The organism is Rhizobium cerradonense (genome assembly GCF_030182455.1).
GTDB lineage: Bacteria > Pseudomonadota > Alphaproteobacteria > Rhizobiales > Rhizobiaceae > Rhizobium.
Genome location: NZ_JAQJCK010000007.1, coordinates 95,914 through 108,612, shown reverse-complemented (window position 1 = coordinate 108,612; position 12,699 = coordinate 95,914). Strand labels below are relative to the sequence as shown.

At 61.0% G+C, this 12,699-nt stretch carries 14 protein-coding genes; 5 read left to right on the top strand and 9 right to left on the bottom strand.

The features are described from left to right. Positions 1 to 85: 85 nt before the first annotated feature. The 3 genes from PH547_RS17240 to PH547_RS17230 form a co-directional block, all read right to left on the bottom strand. Positions 86 to 1,153 (bottom strand): thermonuclease family protein, encoded by a 1,068-nt coding sequence (locus tag PH547_RS17240; protein WP_285168948.1) that lies wholly within the window; start codon positions 1,151 to 1,153, stop codon positions 86 to 88. Positions 1,154 to 1,168: 15 nt separating this feature from the next. Then, complete coding sequence (locus tag PH547_RS17235; RefSeq protein ID WP_285168947.1) at positions 1,169 to 1,834, bottom strand: S24 family peptidase; 666 nt, start codon at positions 1,832 to 1,834, stop codon at positions 1,169 to 1,171. A gap of 138 nt (positions 1,835 to 1,972) precedes the next feature. Further along, entirely contained in the window at positions 1,973 to 2,401 is a 429-nt protein-coding gene (locus PH547_RS17230; protein ID WP_285168946.1) for a hypothetical protein, read from the bottom strand. Positions 2,402 to 2,510: 109 nt separating this feature from the next. On the opposite strand from PH547_RS17230, the gene PH547_RS17225 reads away from it, so the two are divergent. Continuing rightward, positions 2,511 to 2,867 (top strand): DUF952 domain-containing protein, encoded by a 357-nt coding sequence (locus PH547_RS17225; protein ID WP_104821935.1) that lies wholly within the window; start codon positions 2,511 to 2,513, stop codon positions 2,865 to 2,867. Next, complete coding sequence (locus tag PH547_RS17220) at positions 2,864 to 3,952, top strand: quinone-dependent dihydroorotate dehydrogenase (RefSeq protein WP_285168945.1); 1,089 nt, start codon at positions 2,864 to 2,866, stop codon at positions 3,950 to 3,952. The genes PH547_RS17225 and PH547_RS17220 overlap by 4 nt, the downstream gene beginning before the upstream one ends. Here the strand turns inward: PH547_RS17220 and PH547_RS17215 are convergent. Genes PH547_RS17215 through PH547_RS17205 form a run of 3 tightly spaced genes read right to left on the bottom strand, consistent with a single transcriptional unit; the run spans position 3,928 to position 6,066 of the window. Then, entirely contained in the window at positions 3,928 to 5,277 is a 1,350-nt protein-coding gene (locus tag PH547_RS17215; RefSeq protein WP_285168944.1) for an MATE family efflux transporter, read from the bottom strand. The genes PH547_RS17220 and PH547_RS17215 overlap by 25 nt on opposite strands. A 17-nt stretch (positions 5,278 to 5,294) precedes the next feature. Beyond that, the gene (locus tag PH547_RS17210; protein ID WP_285169102.1) at positions 5,295 to 5,795 is read right to left on the bottom strand and encodes a CAP domain-containing protein; all 501 of its coding nucleotides are present in this window, start codon (positions 5,793 to 5,795) and stop codon (positions 5,295 to 5,297) included. Between the two features lie 4 nt (positions 5,796 to 5,799). Beyond that, positions 5,800 to 6,066: a DUF6460 domain-containing protein gene (locus PH547_RS17205; protein ID WP_285168943.1), complete on the bottom strand. Its 267-nt coding sequence runs from the start codon at positions 6,064 to 6,066 to the stop codon at positions 5,800 to 5,802. Positions 6,067 to 6,262: 196 nt separating this feature from the next. On the opposite strand from PH547_RS17205, the gene PH547_RS17200 reads away from it, so the two are divergent. Continuing rightward, a complete protein-coding gene (locus tag PH547_RS17200) occupies positions 6,263 to 7,207 on the top strand; it encodes a class I SAM-dependent methyltransferase (RefSeq protein WP_104821940.1) in 945 nt (314 codons plus the stop codon). A 49-nt stretch (positions 7,208 to 7,256) separates the two neighbouring features. On the opposite strand, the gene PH547_RS17195 is transcribed toward PH547_RS17200, so the two are convergent. Further along, complete coding sequence (locus PH547_RS17195; protein ID WP_104821941.1) at positions 7,257 to 7,451, bottom strand: DUF2735 domain-containing protein; 195 nt, start codon at positions 7,449 to 7,451, stop codon at positions 7,257 to 7,259. Between the two features lie 443 nt (positions 7,452 to 7,894). Here PH547_RS17195 and PH547_RS17190 point away from each other — a divergent pair, with 443 nt between their 5' ends. Next, entirely contained in the window at positions 7,895 to 8,935 is a 1,041-nt protein-coding gene (locus PH547_RS17190; RefSeq protein ID WP_104821943.1) for a glutamine synthetase beta-grasp domain-containing protein, read from the top strand. A gap of 89 nt (positions 8,936 to 9,024) precedes the next feature. On the opposite strand, the gene PH547_RS17185 is transcribed toward PH547_RS17190, so the two are convergent. After that, a complete protein-coding gene (locus PH547_RS17185; protein ID WP_104821944.1) occupies positions 9,025 to 9,486 on the bottom strand; it encodes a carboxymuconolactone decarboxylase family protein in 462 nt (153 codons plus the stop codon). Positions 9,487 to 9,509: 23 nt separating this feature from the next. Continuing rightward, positions 9,510 to 10,010, bottom strand: coding sequence for an RrF2 family transcriptional regulator (locus tag PH547_RS17180; RefSeq protein WP_104821945.1), 501 nt, complete (start codon positions 10,008 to 10,010; stop codon positions 9,510 to 9,512). A gap of 161 nt (positions 10,011 to 10,171) precedes the next feature. Between PH547_RS17180 and PH547_RS17175 the strand changes: the two genes are divergently transcribed. Then, on the top strand, positions 10,172 to 12,682 hold the full coding sequence (locus PH547_RS17175; RefSeq protein WP_285169101.1) for a ligase-associated DNA damage response DEXH box helicase: 2,511 nt from the start codon (positions 10,172 to 10,174) through the stop codon (positions 12,680 to 12,682). Positions 12,683 to 12,699 lie beyond the last annotated feature (17 nt).

Here is a 12,699-nt window from a genome sequence, read left to right as displayed (position 1 = left end):
AAATCCTTCAATTTGGCAGCAGACTAGAAAGTCGCGCCTCTCATGACAAGGGCTCGTGTCGGAAGCGCGGCGTCAGATTGTGATGTCAGATTGGATTAAGTGGGTTTTCCTTGGCAGGCGCCGGCCCGAGCGTTGATTTTCCGCCGACGCGCGGATCGTCGCCGTAGATGCCGCGCTTCTGCTGCTTTGCCTGTTCGGCAAGGGCGACCAGCGGCGATCCGGCCTCCGGCTCGGCCCAGCCGAACCGTACCAGCCATTCGCTGAGATCGACGCGAACATATCGGCAGGCGCCGATCACCGTACCCTGCCAGGTTGGGCTCGGCAGGTCGCAGTCGACGGTGCGGCCACGCAGATACATGCGGAAGGCCGTACGCGCCGCCGCCCCGCAGGGCCAGCTCTTGCCGCTCGGTCCGGTGCACATCCGGTCGACATCGGTCGGAATGATGCCGGGAAGCTGCACGCTCTTGCCGCCAATGGTCAGTATGCCGGCGCGGTCCGAAAACGGCCGCACCAGTTCCACCGGCTTTACCTGCTCGCTCGGCTTTTGATCACCGTCGGGCGACGCTTGCTGAGATGGCGGTTCTGCGGGCACGGTCCGGTGGGCCGCGGCCTCTCGCTCTCTGTCCACCTGATCGGCCGGCATCTGGTTTGCCGGCGTCTGGCCTATATTGGTCTGGTCGGAGGCGGCCGCAGTTGCCTGCGCCAATTGCGTCTCGTTCGACTTTGCCGGCGTCGTCTTTCGCTGCGCCAACTCGGTGGACGTGCTGCTTTCCGGCAAAATTGCCGGCTGCACGGCTGCGGTGGAGCTGCCTTTGTCAATTTGAGCCGCGCTGTCGGCGACAAGAGCTTTCGCCGTCTCTTCCAGTGTCGACGTCGGAGTTATAGGCGGTTGATGGCTGTTGTCCGCCGCCGCGGCAACGGCGGCAGATTGTACGGCGCTCGTATCGGCAGGTTGCTGGGCTGAAGCGGTTGTTGCCGGGACGGCGGCCTTTGCCATTTCCGTCGGCGCCGGCGTGCTCACGGCAGGTGCGCTTTCCGCTTTGGCTTTGGTCGACAAGCCAGAGCCATGCTCCTCAACTTGCACGGCAATCAGCGTCAGCCACGAACCGAGGACCACGCCTACGACGCTTGCAAGCCAAATATCACGACGCATCACGAGAAAACTTTCCTATTGGCTGGCCCAAATGATCCGCGCAATCCATTCGACATCCGCAAGATCGAAGCTTCGATTCGGATGTTCCGGGTTGAGCGACAGCAGTTCGATCGACCGCGCGGTTTGTCGCAGTAGCACCTTGGCCATGACTTCGCCCTCGCGGGTCTTGACCACGACGCGATCGTTGCGCCTGATCTGCGCGCCCGGCTCGACGATCAGTATGTCGCCATCGCGATAGAGCGGCAGCATGCTCTCGCCCTGCACTTCCAGCGCGTAGACGCCTCCCTTTTGCCCCGGCGGCACCGGAAATTCCACCATGTCCCATCCCTGGCCAACCGGAAAGCCGCCGTCATCGAAAAAGCCGCCGGAACCGGCTTGGGCGAAGCCGAGCAGCGGTATGGAGCTTGCCGGCATTGGGAAGGAGCGATCGAATGTGCCGCTGGCGCCATCCGCCGGCCGCATGAAGCCGAGAAACTGCTCGATGCTGGCCCCGGTTGCGTCCAGAACCTTGGCGATCGATTCCGTCGACGGCCAGCGCAGGCGCCCATCCTGGCTCAGCCGCTTCGACTTGTTAAACGAAGTGGGGTCTAGGCCGGCGCGCCGGGCAAGACCTGATGCCGTCAGGGCATGCCGTTCGGCAAGCCTGTCGATCGCACTCCATATCTGCTCATGTGACAGCATCGCCGTTCAGCACTCGGAAGCCGGATTGTCCGGCGTTTGGCCCTAAAAGAAAGGTTAACCGAGGCTTTTTTACGAGTAAAGCGGAGCGTAGGAATAAGGTCCTTTATCCCCCTGCTTTCGCTTTCTATTCCAGTGGCTTCAGGTCTTTTGCGGTTGCGCCTGGGTGTCGGGCGCCTCCTTCTGGAATTCTTTCGCCATCCCCATGAAGCCGCGCATGAATTTCTGCATAATGCCGAGGGTTCGATCGATGTCGGCGTCACTCGGCAGGTTCGATCCACTGCTTGCGGCCACGGTCTTTTCCAGCTTCGAGACGCGATCCGAGAGGCGGTCGAGTTCGTTTTCATAGGCTGCGCGCTCATCGGCAGCCATGCGGCAGACCAGATTGCCGTTCTGATCATCGCAGATCGACATGGCGCCCGTCTGCTTGTCCAGACGGACGAAATGATCGCCGCTGCGCTCGAGCTGGAAGCGCGCCGGGTCCGGCTCCGCGGCATGGCCGGGTGTGGCGAGAAGAAGAGCGGCAGGCAGGATGAGGGCCGCAAGGCCCGATATCGTTTCCTTCGTCATGTCATCCTCCGGATTTTCTGCTTTACTGTGCATCCATCTGCACTTTTCCCCGTGGACATCGGCAACGGTTTTCGTGCAAAGCCCTATCAAGGACAAAAGTCATGTAAGGATGATGACCGCGATGCCAGTGGTTTACAAGATCGTGCCGGATACGCTCTGGCAGCAAGCCAGACAAACCGGCGTTTTTAATGGCGCATCGATCGATCTGACCGACAATTTCATCCATTTGTCGACGGCGACGCAGGCAAAGGAAACGGCTGCGCGGTATTTTGCCGGCCAGGAGGGCCTGCTGCTGGTGGCGATCGACGGCGACGCGCTCGGTGACAAGCTGGTATTCGAGCCCTCGCGCGGCGGCGATCTTTTCCCGCATCTCTACGCGCCGCTCCAGCTTTCGACCGTGCTCTGGGAAAAGCCTCTATTGCTCGGCCCCGACGGCGCGCATGTCTTTCCGGAGATGCCGGAATGATCGGCGCCTTCCGCGATCTCGGCCGGCGCGGTCTGTTCATGTTCGATCCGGAGACAGCGCATGGAATGTCGATCGCCGCGCTGAGATCCGGGCTTGTTCCGGCCTGCCGGACCGGTAGCGACCCGCGCCTGCGCCAGACCGTGGCCGGACTGGATTTTGCCAATCCGCTCGGCATGGCTGCCGGCTATGACAAAAACGCCGAGGTGCCCGAGGCTCTGTTGAAGCTCGGCTTCGGTTTTACCGAGATCGGCACGGTGACTCCGAAACCGCAATCCGGCAATCCGCGTCCACGCATCTTCCGCCTGGTCGAGGATGAAGGTGTCATCAACCGCCTCGGCTTCAACAATGAAGGCCACGAGGCGGCGTTCCGGCGTCTGCAGCCGATCCGCGGCAAGGGCATCATCGGCGTCAACATCGGCGCCAACAAGGATAGCGCCGACCGCATCGCCGATTACGTCGCCGGCATCCGCCGTTTCTATTCCGTGGCGCGCTATTTCACCGCCAACATCTCCTCGCCGAACACGCCAGGCCTGCGCGACCTGCAGGCGCGTGAAAGCCTGTCCGCGCTGTTGTCGGCGGTCCTCGCGGCCCGCGACGAAGAGGCGGCAAAGGCAGGCAAAAAAATCCCGGTCTTCCTAAAGATCGCACCGGATTTGACCGAAGAGGGCATGGACGACATCGCCGCCGAAGTTTTGGCGCATGCGCTGGACGGGCTGATCGTCTCCAACACCACGCTTTCGCGCGACGGCTTGAGGGATCAGGTCCAGGCAAAGGAAGCCGGCGGCCTCTCCGGCAGGCCGCTCTTCGAAAAATCGACCGTCGTGCTCGCAAAGATGCGTCGCCGCGTCGGTGCAGCCCTGCCGATCATCGGCGTCGGCGGCGTCTCATCGGCGGAGACGGCATTGGAGAAGATCAAGGCCGGTGCCGATCTCGTGCAGCTCTATTCCTGCATGGTCTATGAAGGCCCCGGCCTGCCGGGCCGTATCGTGACCGGCCTGTCGAAGCTGCTCGACCGCGAGCGTGCCGGCTCAATCCGCGAGCTGCGCGACAGCAAGCTCGATCATTGGGCCAGCCGAAACGTCTGATCGGCACGCTTTTTCAGCCCCATGACGAGGAAAATGCCGCGGAACAGCAGGAAGGCGTTCATGGCCAGCCATAGGCCGTGATTGCCGAGCGTCGGCACGAAGACCGCAAGTGCCAAAAGGTAGCCGGCAAACGACATCAGCATGCGGTTACGCATGTCGCGTGACCAAGTGGCGCCGATGAAGACGCCGTCCATCAGAAAAGCGAGCGCGCCGGTGAGCCCGGTGACGGCGGCCCAGGGCAGGTAGGTTTCAGCAGCGGCCCGAACTTCCTGCGAGGTCGTCAGCATGCGGATCAGCGCCGGGCCGACGGCGAAGAAGAACACGGCGGCGGCAAGTGCCAGCCCGAAGGACCAAAGCCCGGTCAACTTCAGCCCGCGCTCGAAGGCCGGACGATAGTTGGCGCCGATCGAGCGGCCGGTGATCTGCTCGGCGGCATTCGCCAGCCCGTCGAGGTAATAGCCGGAGAGCAGGAAGAAGTTCATCAGCACGGCGTTTGCGGCAAGCGTCACCGCGCCAAACGTGTTGCCGATACGAGTCATCAGCGTGAAAGCGCCTATCAGTACGAAGGTGCGGATGAGGATGTCGCGGTTGAGCGCAAAAAGCTGCGTGAGTTTGGCGCGTGATAGAAGCTCGGCCCGGGCGGGCCGCGCTTTACCGGCAAAGCTGCGCAGCACGATGGCAAGGCCCGTGAGCGCGCCGACCGCCTCGCCAATCAAAGTGCCCCAGGCGACACCCGCGACACCCCAGCCAAGCCATAGGCCGAGCAGGATGGCAAGGATGATGTTGACGCCGTTAATCAAGGTCTGCAGCAAAAGCCCGATGCGGCCCTGACCCCGCCCGAGCACGAAGCCGAGGATGGCGTAGTTCGCAAGTGCGGCCGGGCCGGACAGCATGCGGATCGAGAAATAGGTGCGTGTCGCGTCGGCGATACCGCCTTCAGGCCCCATCAGCTTGATGCCGAGCCAGAGCAATAGGGGCGACATTAGGAGGAGCAGCAGACCGCATCCGAGCGCGGAGAGCAGCGCCCTCCAAAACACCGCCTGCTGCTCATGCCGGTCGTGACGGCCATAGGCTTGCGCCGTCAGGCCGGTGGTCGAAGAGCGCAGGAAGTTGAAGCTTGCGAAGATGAGATCGAAGAGCACCGCGCCGATCGCCAGCCCCGCCAGCGCATCCGGTTGGCCGAGATGCCCGACGACGGCGGTATCTGCAAGACCCAGCAACGGTGTCGTCATGAAGCCGAGCGTCATCGGAACGGCGATGGACAGCACCAGCCGGTGCGTCACGTCGAAAGGCAGAACCCTTGCGCTATGCTCTCGATGATCCATGTCCAATCAGCCCGTCTTCAATTCGAAGAGAGCACCATGGACCAGTAGGGCTTGTCATTGGAAGAGGGGGTGTAGGCGAGGGCGACGCCGAGACCGTTATATTTGCCGAGCATGTTGTGCAAATGCTTCGGCGAATTGATCCAGGCCGTCACCGCGGCGTTCACGTCGCGCTGACCCTCGGCAATGTTTTCGGCCGCCGGCAACTTGACGCCGCTCGCCTTGACGCGCGTGCCGAAGTTGTCGCCGATACCCATCAGATGTTCCATCCTGCCGGCGTCGGCCATCCGTTTGGCCTGGTAGATCGCCGCCGTGCTGGCCGCTGGATCGATCTTCAGTGGCGGTAGCCCGTTCTTGGCGCGCAGGGAGTTGACGAGCGGCAGCGCGGAAGCGGTCTCGTCTTTGGCCGGCGTGTTGGAAACATGGGTGGGCTGCGTGGCGCAGCTCGCGAGGACGGCAGCGAGCCCGAGGCCGGTGAGACGCAGCGCGAGGCGCCGCGTAGAAAGCGGAATTTTGAGGATCATATCAGCGACGGTAATTGAAAAGGCGGAGGATGATGAAGAGCGGAATGACAATGGTGGCGCCGAGCAGCATGTAATCGCCGAACTCGCCGAGCGCAGCAAAGCCGCTGTGCCAGAGATCGAGGAGGAAGCGCCGGAGACCATAGAGGAAGTCGAGCGGCCGCCAGCCGAAGAATTTCATCACGAAACCGACGATCAGCGACACGATGATAAGCTTCACGAGTGTACGGCCGGGCGAGTCGCCGAGGAACCTGTTCACCTGATCGGACATGCGGCTGTCTCCATAATGCCTGTCGAGCGGTTTTGAGATAAGGCTGCGGCTTGCGACTCGCAAGCGCTTTTGCCCGATGCGTACCGAAACAGTGCGCACCGAAACAGTGCTTACCTGAAACAGGTGTCTGCCTGAAATAGGACTTGAGTTTTTTTGTGGCCGCGTCCAAAGGCGGGTATCAAACAGGGCTGAGATCATGCTGCCGACTGAGCTTTCCTCCGGCGACGTCATTGCCGACCGTCGCGCAGACTATGCGAAGATGCTCGCCGAAAGCGGTGAGCCGGCAAGCGCTGCGGAATTGATGGAGCAGGCGCTGGAACTGACGCCGGGCTGGGCCGCAGGCTGGTTCACCCTGGCGACTTATCGTGAAAAAGCGGGAAATACAGAGGGTGCCATCGAGGCGCTGACAAAGGTTCTGGCCCTCGATGCCGGCGATGTCTTCGGCGCCCGGCTGAAGCTTTCGGTTCTGGGAGCGGCCGAACTGCCCGACCAACCGCCGAGCCGCTATGTCGAGCGCCTCTTCGACGATTATGCCGATCGCTTCGAGACATCGCTGGTCGAAAAACTCGACTACAGTGTCCCGCAGAAGCTTGCGGCTTTGGTCGCCGACACGGCCGGCATTTCCGGGCATTTCCGTCTTGCCGTCGATCTCGGCTGCGGCACGGGCCTATTCGGTCCGGAAATCCGCACGCGGGTCGATCGGCTGGAAGGGTTCGACCTGTCGAAAGGCATGCTCGCCAGGGCAGCGGAGAAGGGGATTTATGATCACCTGGGACAAGCCGATCTTTCGCTGCCTCCGCCCCAGTCTGGCGTTTTCGACGGCGAGCTCACGCCGGCACGGGCCGACTTGATTACCGCCGCCGACGTGCTGATGTACCTCGGCAATCTTCAGAGCGTCATGACAATCGTCGGGGAACTAGCCGTCTCCGGGGCCGTGTTCGCTTTTTCCGTCGAGGATGCGGGAGAGGAGGAAGGTTATCTTCTGCGCGACTCCCTGCGTTTCGCCCATTCGGAAGCCTATGTCAGGACGATATTGGCCGCTCGTGGCTTTGTTGTCCTCAGTCTCGCGCGCAGCATCATTCGCATGGATGCCGGAAAACCGGTGCAAGGCATTTTGTTCGTTACCCAGAAATCCGCCTGACCGGCCCATGGCCGGATCGCTATATCGCGCTATAGGTGAGCGGTAACGTCTATTGCTTGCGGGTCTGGTCGGACTCCGTAATGGCGGCTTCGTGATACCAGCTATCGAAAGCAGCCGTCGCGATGCGCGGGCCGATATCGGGATCAAGGTTCACCTGATCGCGTTGGCCGGCAGCCGGGACGGTTCGGGTCTTGATGGGAAACTGAAAAATCTTTGCCGTTTCGTGTTGAGGGCTGGTTGCCATTGCAATGTCTCTCCCTTTTTGGTGTTCAGCGGGCGCGCTTCAAGAGACAGCTTATATATAGCAGAGTCGGAGGCCATTTTTGAGAGATGTGCCCAAAAAAAATGCAAAAGGTTGAATTTATAGGCAATTTTGAGGTTTTGTGGCGTTGGAATGTGGTTTTCGGGCGCCTAATTGTTGCGCTGCTTCGAATCTGCCGCACTGCGACAAGTTGGCAGCACCTTTCGGCCAAGTTGCTCACGATTTTGAGAGAATCCGAGCTGGGGCGATGGAAAATCGGCAAAAATTGACTCCGATTTGTGCATTTTTCTTCGAACGGCAGCGCATCTCGCTCAAATTGGCATGTCAAATGCATGTCACATGGCGGCCGTAGGTGGCGAAGATTTCCGGGCGGGCGCCTTCGAATTTTCTCTGCTTCGGGTAGTTAAACCCTTATGAGGTGCGTAATGACGAAGTTTAAGCTCGAGTATATCTGGCTCGACGGGTACACCCCGGTACCGAACCTGCGCGGTAAAACGCAGATCAAGGAATTTGCTGATTTTCCGAAGCTTGAAGAGCTTCCGCTTTGGGGCTTCGACGGTTCGTCGACGATGCAGGCCGAAGGCCGCAGCTCCGATTGCGTGCTGAAGCCCGTAGCGATCTATCCGGATCCGGCCCGTACGAACGGCGCCCTCGTCATGTGCGAAGTCATGATGCCGGACGGCGTAACGCCGCATCCGTCCAACAGCCGCGCCACCATCCTCGACGACGAAGACGCCTGGTTCGGCTTCGAGCAGGAATACTTCTTCTACCAGGACGGCCGTCCGCTCGGCTTCCCGGAATCCGGCTACCCGGCTCCGCAGGGGCCCTACTACACCGGCGTCGGCTACAAGAACGTCGGCGATGTCGCCCGCGAAATCGTTGAAGAGCACCTCGACCTTTGCCTCGAAGCAGGCATCAACCATGAAGGCATCAACGCCGAAGTGGCCAAGGGCCAGTGGGAATTCCAGATTTTCGGCAAGGGCTCCAAGAAGGCCGCCGACCAGATCTGGATGGCACGCTACCTGCTGCTGCGTCTTTGCGAAAAGTACGGCATTGATATCGAGTTCCATTGCAAGCCGCTCGGCGACACCGACTGGAACGGTTCGGGCATGCACTGCAACTTCTCGACCAAGTTCATGCGCGAAGTCGGCGGCAAGGCCTATTTCGAAGCGCTCATGGCTCAGTTCGACAAGAACCTGCATGACCACATTGCGGTCTACGGCCCGGACAACCACATGCGCCTGACCGGCAAGCATGAAACTGCTCCGTGGAACAAGTTCAGCTACGGCGTTGCCGACCGCGGTGCTTCGATCCGCGTTCCGCACTCCTTCATCAAGAACGACTACAAGGGCTACCTCGAAGATCGTCGTCCGAACTCTCAGGGCTGCCCCTACCAGATCGCTTCCCAGGTTCTGAAGACCATCTCGGAAGTTCCGACGGCTGGCTTCGCTTCCGAAGCTGCTTGATCGTTATCGGTCTCGGTTCGCCGAGACTGAGGAAAACAAAAAAAGCGCGGGATTTCGGTCCCGCGCTTTTTTCGTTTCTGGAGTCGTGGTCAGGCCGCCTTCGCGTCCTTATCGATCGGATGCTGCGAGCGGAAGCCGACGGCAAGGCGGTTCCAGATGTTGATCGTGCCGATCGCCACGGTGATCTTGACGATTTCCTCTTCGCTGAAATGCTGCTTCAGCGGCTCGAAGTCGGCATCCGGTATGCCGGTCTGAGCAATCTTGGTGACGGAGTCGACCCAGCGCAGCAGGGCGCGTTCGCGGTCGTCGTAAACGGGCGATTCCCACCAGACGCACATCAGGTTGATCCACTGTTCGCTGAGGCCGTCGTGACGGGCTTCTTTCACATGCATGTCGACGCAGTAGGCGCAGCCGTTGATCTGCGAGGCGCGGAGCTTGATCAGGTGGATGAAGCGGCGCTCAAGGCCGCAGGTCTGGACGAAATTTTCCAGCGCAACGACAGCTTTGTAGGATTCGGGCGAGGCTTTGCCGAAGTTGAAACGAGGTTGCATGGTTCTCTCCTTGGGTTCTGGATCTATCGGATGGTTCTGCGTTCATTGAGGGCAAGGAAGGCGCAGCCCCTTGCCGCGATGGCACCATCGTCGGTCTCCGCGACATCGGCGAGGATATCGGCAATGGTGGTCTTGGCGAGCTCGGCACGGTACACCCGCTCGGCCGCCAGCATCGCCGCGCTGATGCCGCACGGCTTTGCGAAGTATTTTCCAGACAGCGGGTTAGGCCCGCGCTGGCGGATTTCGGCGCAGCGAAAGGCAGGCGCCGGCCCTTCGACGGCGAGCACGATATCTAGCAGGGTGATTTTGGCCGGCAAACGCGCCAGCCGGTAGCCACCCTTGGGCCCGGGCACGGTGTCAAGAATGCCGGCGCCGGAAAGCGCCTGCAGATGCTTCAAGAGATAACTCACCGACACCCCATGAAACTCGGCAATCGCCGCCGCCGAGAGCACGCTGCCCTCAGACAGTCCCGCCAGCATCGCGACGCTGTGTATGGCCTGCTCAACGCCTTCGCCGAGTTTCATCGGTACGTCCTTTTTATATCATGGATATTTTTTATCCGTGATTATGTGAAGAGTCAAGGGGAGGAGGTGAGGATGACGGAGGGTGGGTTAGACCCATGGCACAAAGCGCCCTCAACCAACCCCCTGCTTCCTATCCTCCGCAATTCGACTACATTTGCCTCGTGGACCAGATCGATTCCGAGCGCCGCCTTGCCCTTCCTGCCCCCTTCATCCGCTGGTTTACGGAAAAGGGATGGCAGCCGCGTGCCCATCAGCTTGAATTGTTGGCCCGCGCCGAAGCCGGGGAGAGCACGTTGCTGATCGCGCCGACCGGAGCCGGCAAGACGTTGGCGGGGTTTCTTCCTTCGCTCACCGATCTGACTAGGCGCGGCAAGATCCCGCCCGGCTCCGCCTTCACCGGCATCCACACCCTCTACATCTCGCCGCTGAAGGCGCTGGCTGTCGATATCGAGCGCAATCTGATGAAACCGGTCACGGAAATGGGCCTGCCGGTTTCCGTCGAAAACCGCACTGGCGATACGCCCAGCGGCAAGCGGCAACGTCAGAAGCTCAACCCGCCGGACATTCTGCTGACGACGCCGGAGCAAGTGGCGTTGCTCCTCGCCAATCATGAAGCCGCACGCTTCTTCAAGGATTTGAAATACATCGTCCTCGACGAATTGCATTCCCTTGTGACGTCGAAGCGCGGCCATATGCTCTCGCTCGGTCTTGCGCGCCTCCGCAAGCTTGCGCCCGATCTGCAAACCATCGGCTTGTCAGCGACGGTTGCCGAACCGATGGACCTGCAAAAATGGCTGGTGGCGCAGGAGGAGGGGATGGAACGGCATGCCGGCCTGGTGATGGTCGACGGCGGCGCCAAGCCCGACATTTCGATCCTTAAGACCGATGAACATATCCCGTGGTCCGGCCATTCCGCCAAATACGCCATTCCCGATATCTATCGCGAGCTGAAAGAGCATCGCACGACGCTTCTCTTCGTCAACACGCGTTCGCAGGCGGAAATGCTGTTTCAGGAGCTGTGGTCGGCCAATGACGACAATCTGCCGATCGCGCTGCATCATGGTTCGCTCGATGTCGGACAGCGCCGGAGGGTCGAAGCCGCCATGGCGGCCAACAAGCTGCGCGCGGTCGTCGCCACCTCAACGCTCGATCTCGGCATCGACTGGGGCGATGTCGATCTCGTCATCCATGTCGGCGCGCCAAAAGGCGCTTCCCGCCTTGCCCAGCGCATCGGCCGTGCCAACCACCGCATGGACGAACCGTCGAAGGCGATCCTCGTGCCGGCCAATCGTTTCGAGGTGATGGAATGCCAGGCGGCGCTCGACGCCAATTATGTCGGCGCGCAGGATACGCCGCCGGTCGGCGCCGGCGGGCTCGATGTCCTTGCTCAGCATATCCTCGGAATGGCCTGCGCCGGACCCTTCGACATGCTCGAGCTCTATGACGAGATCCGCAGCGCTTCGCCCTATGCCGACCTATCCTGGGAGACGTTCGAGCGCATCGTCGATTTCGTCGCCACCGGCGGTTATGCGCTCCGAACCTACGAACGCTACGCCCGCATCCGCAAGACCCCGGAGGGTCGCTGGCGCGTCTCCAATCCGCAGGTAGCGCAGCAATATCGTCTGAACCTCGGCACCATCGTAGAAGAGGCAATGCTGAACATTCGGCTGGTGAAGCGCAATGCGTTGGGGTCGCTCGGCCGCGGCGGAGCACCGCTGGGCAAGGTCGAGGAGTATTTTCTCGAACAGCTTTCGCCCGGCGATACCTTTCTCTTCTCCGGCAAGGTGCTGCGTTTCGAGGGTATCCGCGAGAATGAATGCCTGGCCTCGCAGACCTTCTCCATGGATCCGAAAATCCCCTCCTATGCCGGCGGCAAGTTTCCGCTGTCGACCTACCTTGCCGATCAGGTGCGCATGATGATCGACGATCCCGATCGCCGGCATCGTTTGCCGGATCAGGTGCGCGACTGGCTGGAGCTGCAGAAGGACAGGTCGCTGCTGCCGAAGCGCGACGAGTTTCTGATCGAGACCTTTCCGCGCGGCAGCCGCGCCTACATGGTCGCCTATCCCTTCGAAGGGCGGCTGGCGCACCAGACGCTCGGCATGCTGTTGACGCGGCGCCTCGAGCGGGCCGGCGCAAAGCCGATGGGCTTCATCGCCACGGATTATTCGCTCGGCATCTGGGGGCTGGAGGACATGGGGCTGATGATCGCCAATGGCCATCTCAGCCTTTCCGATCTCTTCGACGAAGACATGCTCGGCGACGATCTAGAAGCCTGGCTCGATGAATCCTTCCTGCTGAAACGCACCTTCCGCAATTGCGCCATCATCGCCGGCTTGATCGAGCGCCGCCACCCCGGCAAGGAAAAGACCGGCCGGCAGATGACGGTATCGGCCGATCTGATCTATGACGTGCTGCGCAGCCACGAGCCCGATCATATTCTGATGCAGGCGACAAGGCAGGACGCTGCCACGGGACTTTTGGAAATTGGCCGTCTTGGGGATATGCTGAAGCGAATCAAGGGGCACATCACCCACCGGGCGCTGGACCACATTTCGCCGCTCGCCGTGCCGGTGATGCTGGAAATCGGCAAGGTGCCGGTACCGGGCGAGGCACATGATGTGGTGCTGGCGGAAGCGGCTGACGATCTGATCCGCGAGGCCATGGAATAAAACATGCCAAACAACGA

Coding starts and splice junctions, on each gene's coding strand:
- PH547_RS17240 (WP_285168948.1), bottom strand. CDS start 1,153: ATGCGTCGTGATATTTGGCTTGCAAGCGTCGTAGGCGTGGTCCTCGGT.
- PH547_RS17235 (WP_285168947.1), bottom strand. CDS start 1,834: ATGCTGTCACATGAGCAGATATGGAGTGCGATCGACAGGCTTGCCGAA.
- PH547_RS17230 (WP_285168946.1), bottom strand. CDS start 2,401: ATGACGAAGGAAACGATATCGGGCCTTGCGGCCCTCATCCTGCCTGCC.
- PH547_RS17225 (WP_104821935.1), top strand. CDS start 2,511: ATGATGACCGCGATGCCAGTGGTTTACAAGATCGTGCCGGATACGCTC.
- PH547_RS17220 (WP_285168945.1), top strand. CDS start 2,864: ATGATCGGCGCCTTCCGCGATCTCGGCCGGCGCGGTCTGTTCATGTTC.
- PH547_RS17215 (WP_285168944.1), bottom strand. CDS start 5,277: ATGGATCATCGAGAGCATAGCGCAAGGGTTCTGCCTTTCGACGTGACG.
- PH547_RS17205 (WP_285168943.1), bottom strand. CDS start 6,066: ATGTCCGATCAGGTGAACAGGTTCCTCGGCGACTCGCCCGGCCGTACA.
- PH547_RS17200 (WP_104821940.1), top strand. CDS start 6,263: ATGCTGCCGACTGAGCTTTCCTCCGGCGACGTCATTGCCGACCGTCGC.
- PH547_RS17195 (WP_104821941.1), bottom strand. CDS start 7,451: ATGGCAACCAGCCCTCAACACGAAACGGCAAAGATTTTTCAGTTTCCC.
- PH547_RS17190 (WP_104821943.1), top strand. CDS start 7,895: ATGACGAAGTTTAAGCTCGAGTATATCTGGCTCGACGGGTACACCCCG.
- PH547_RS17185 (WP_104821944.1), bottom strand. CDS start 9,486: ATGCAACCTCGTTTCAACTTCGGCAAAGCCTCGCCCGAATCCTACAAA.
- PH547_RS17180 (WP_104821945.1), bottom strand. CDS start 10,010: ATGAAACTCGGCGAAGGCGTTGAGCAGGCCATACACAGCGTCGCGATG.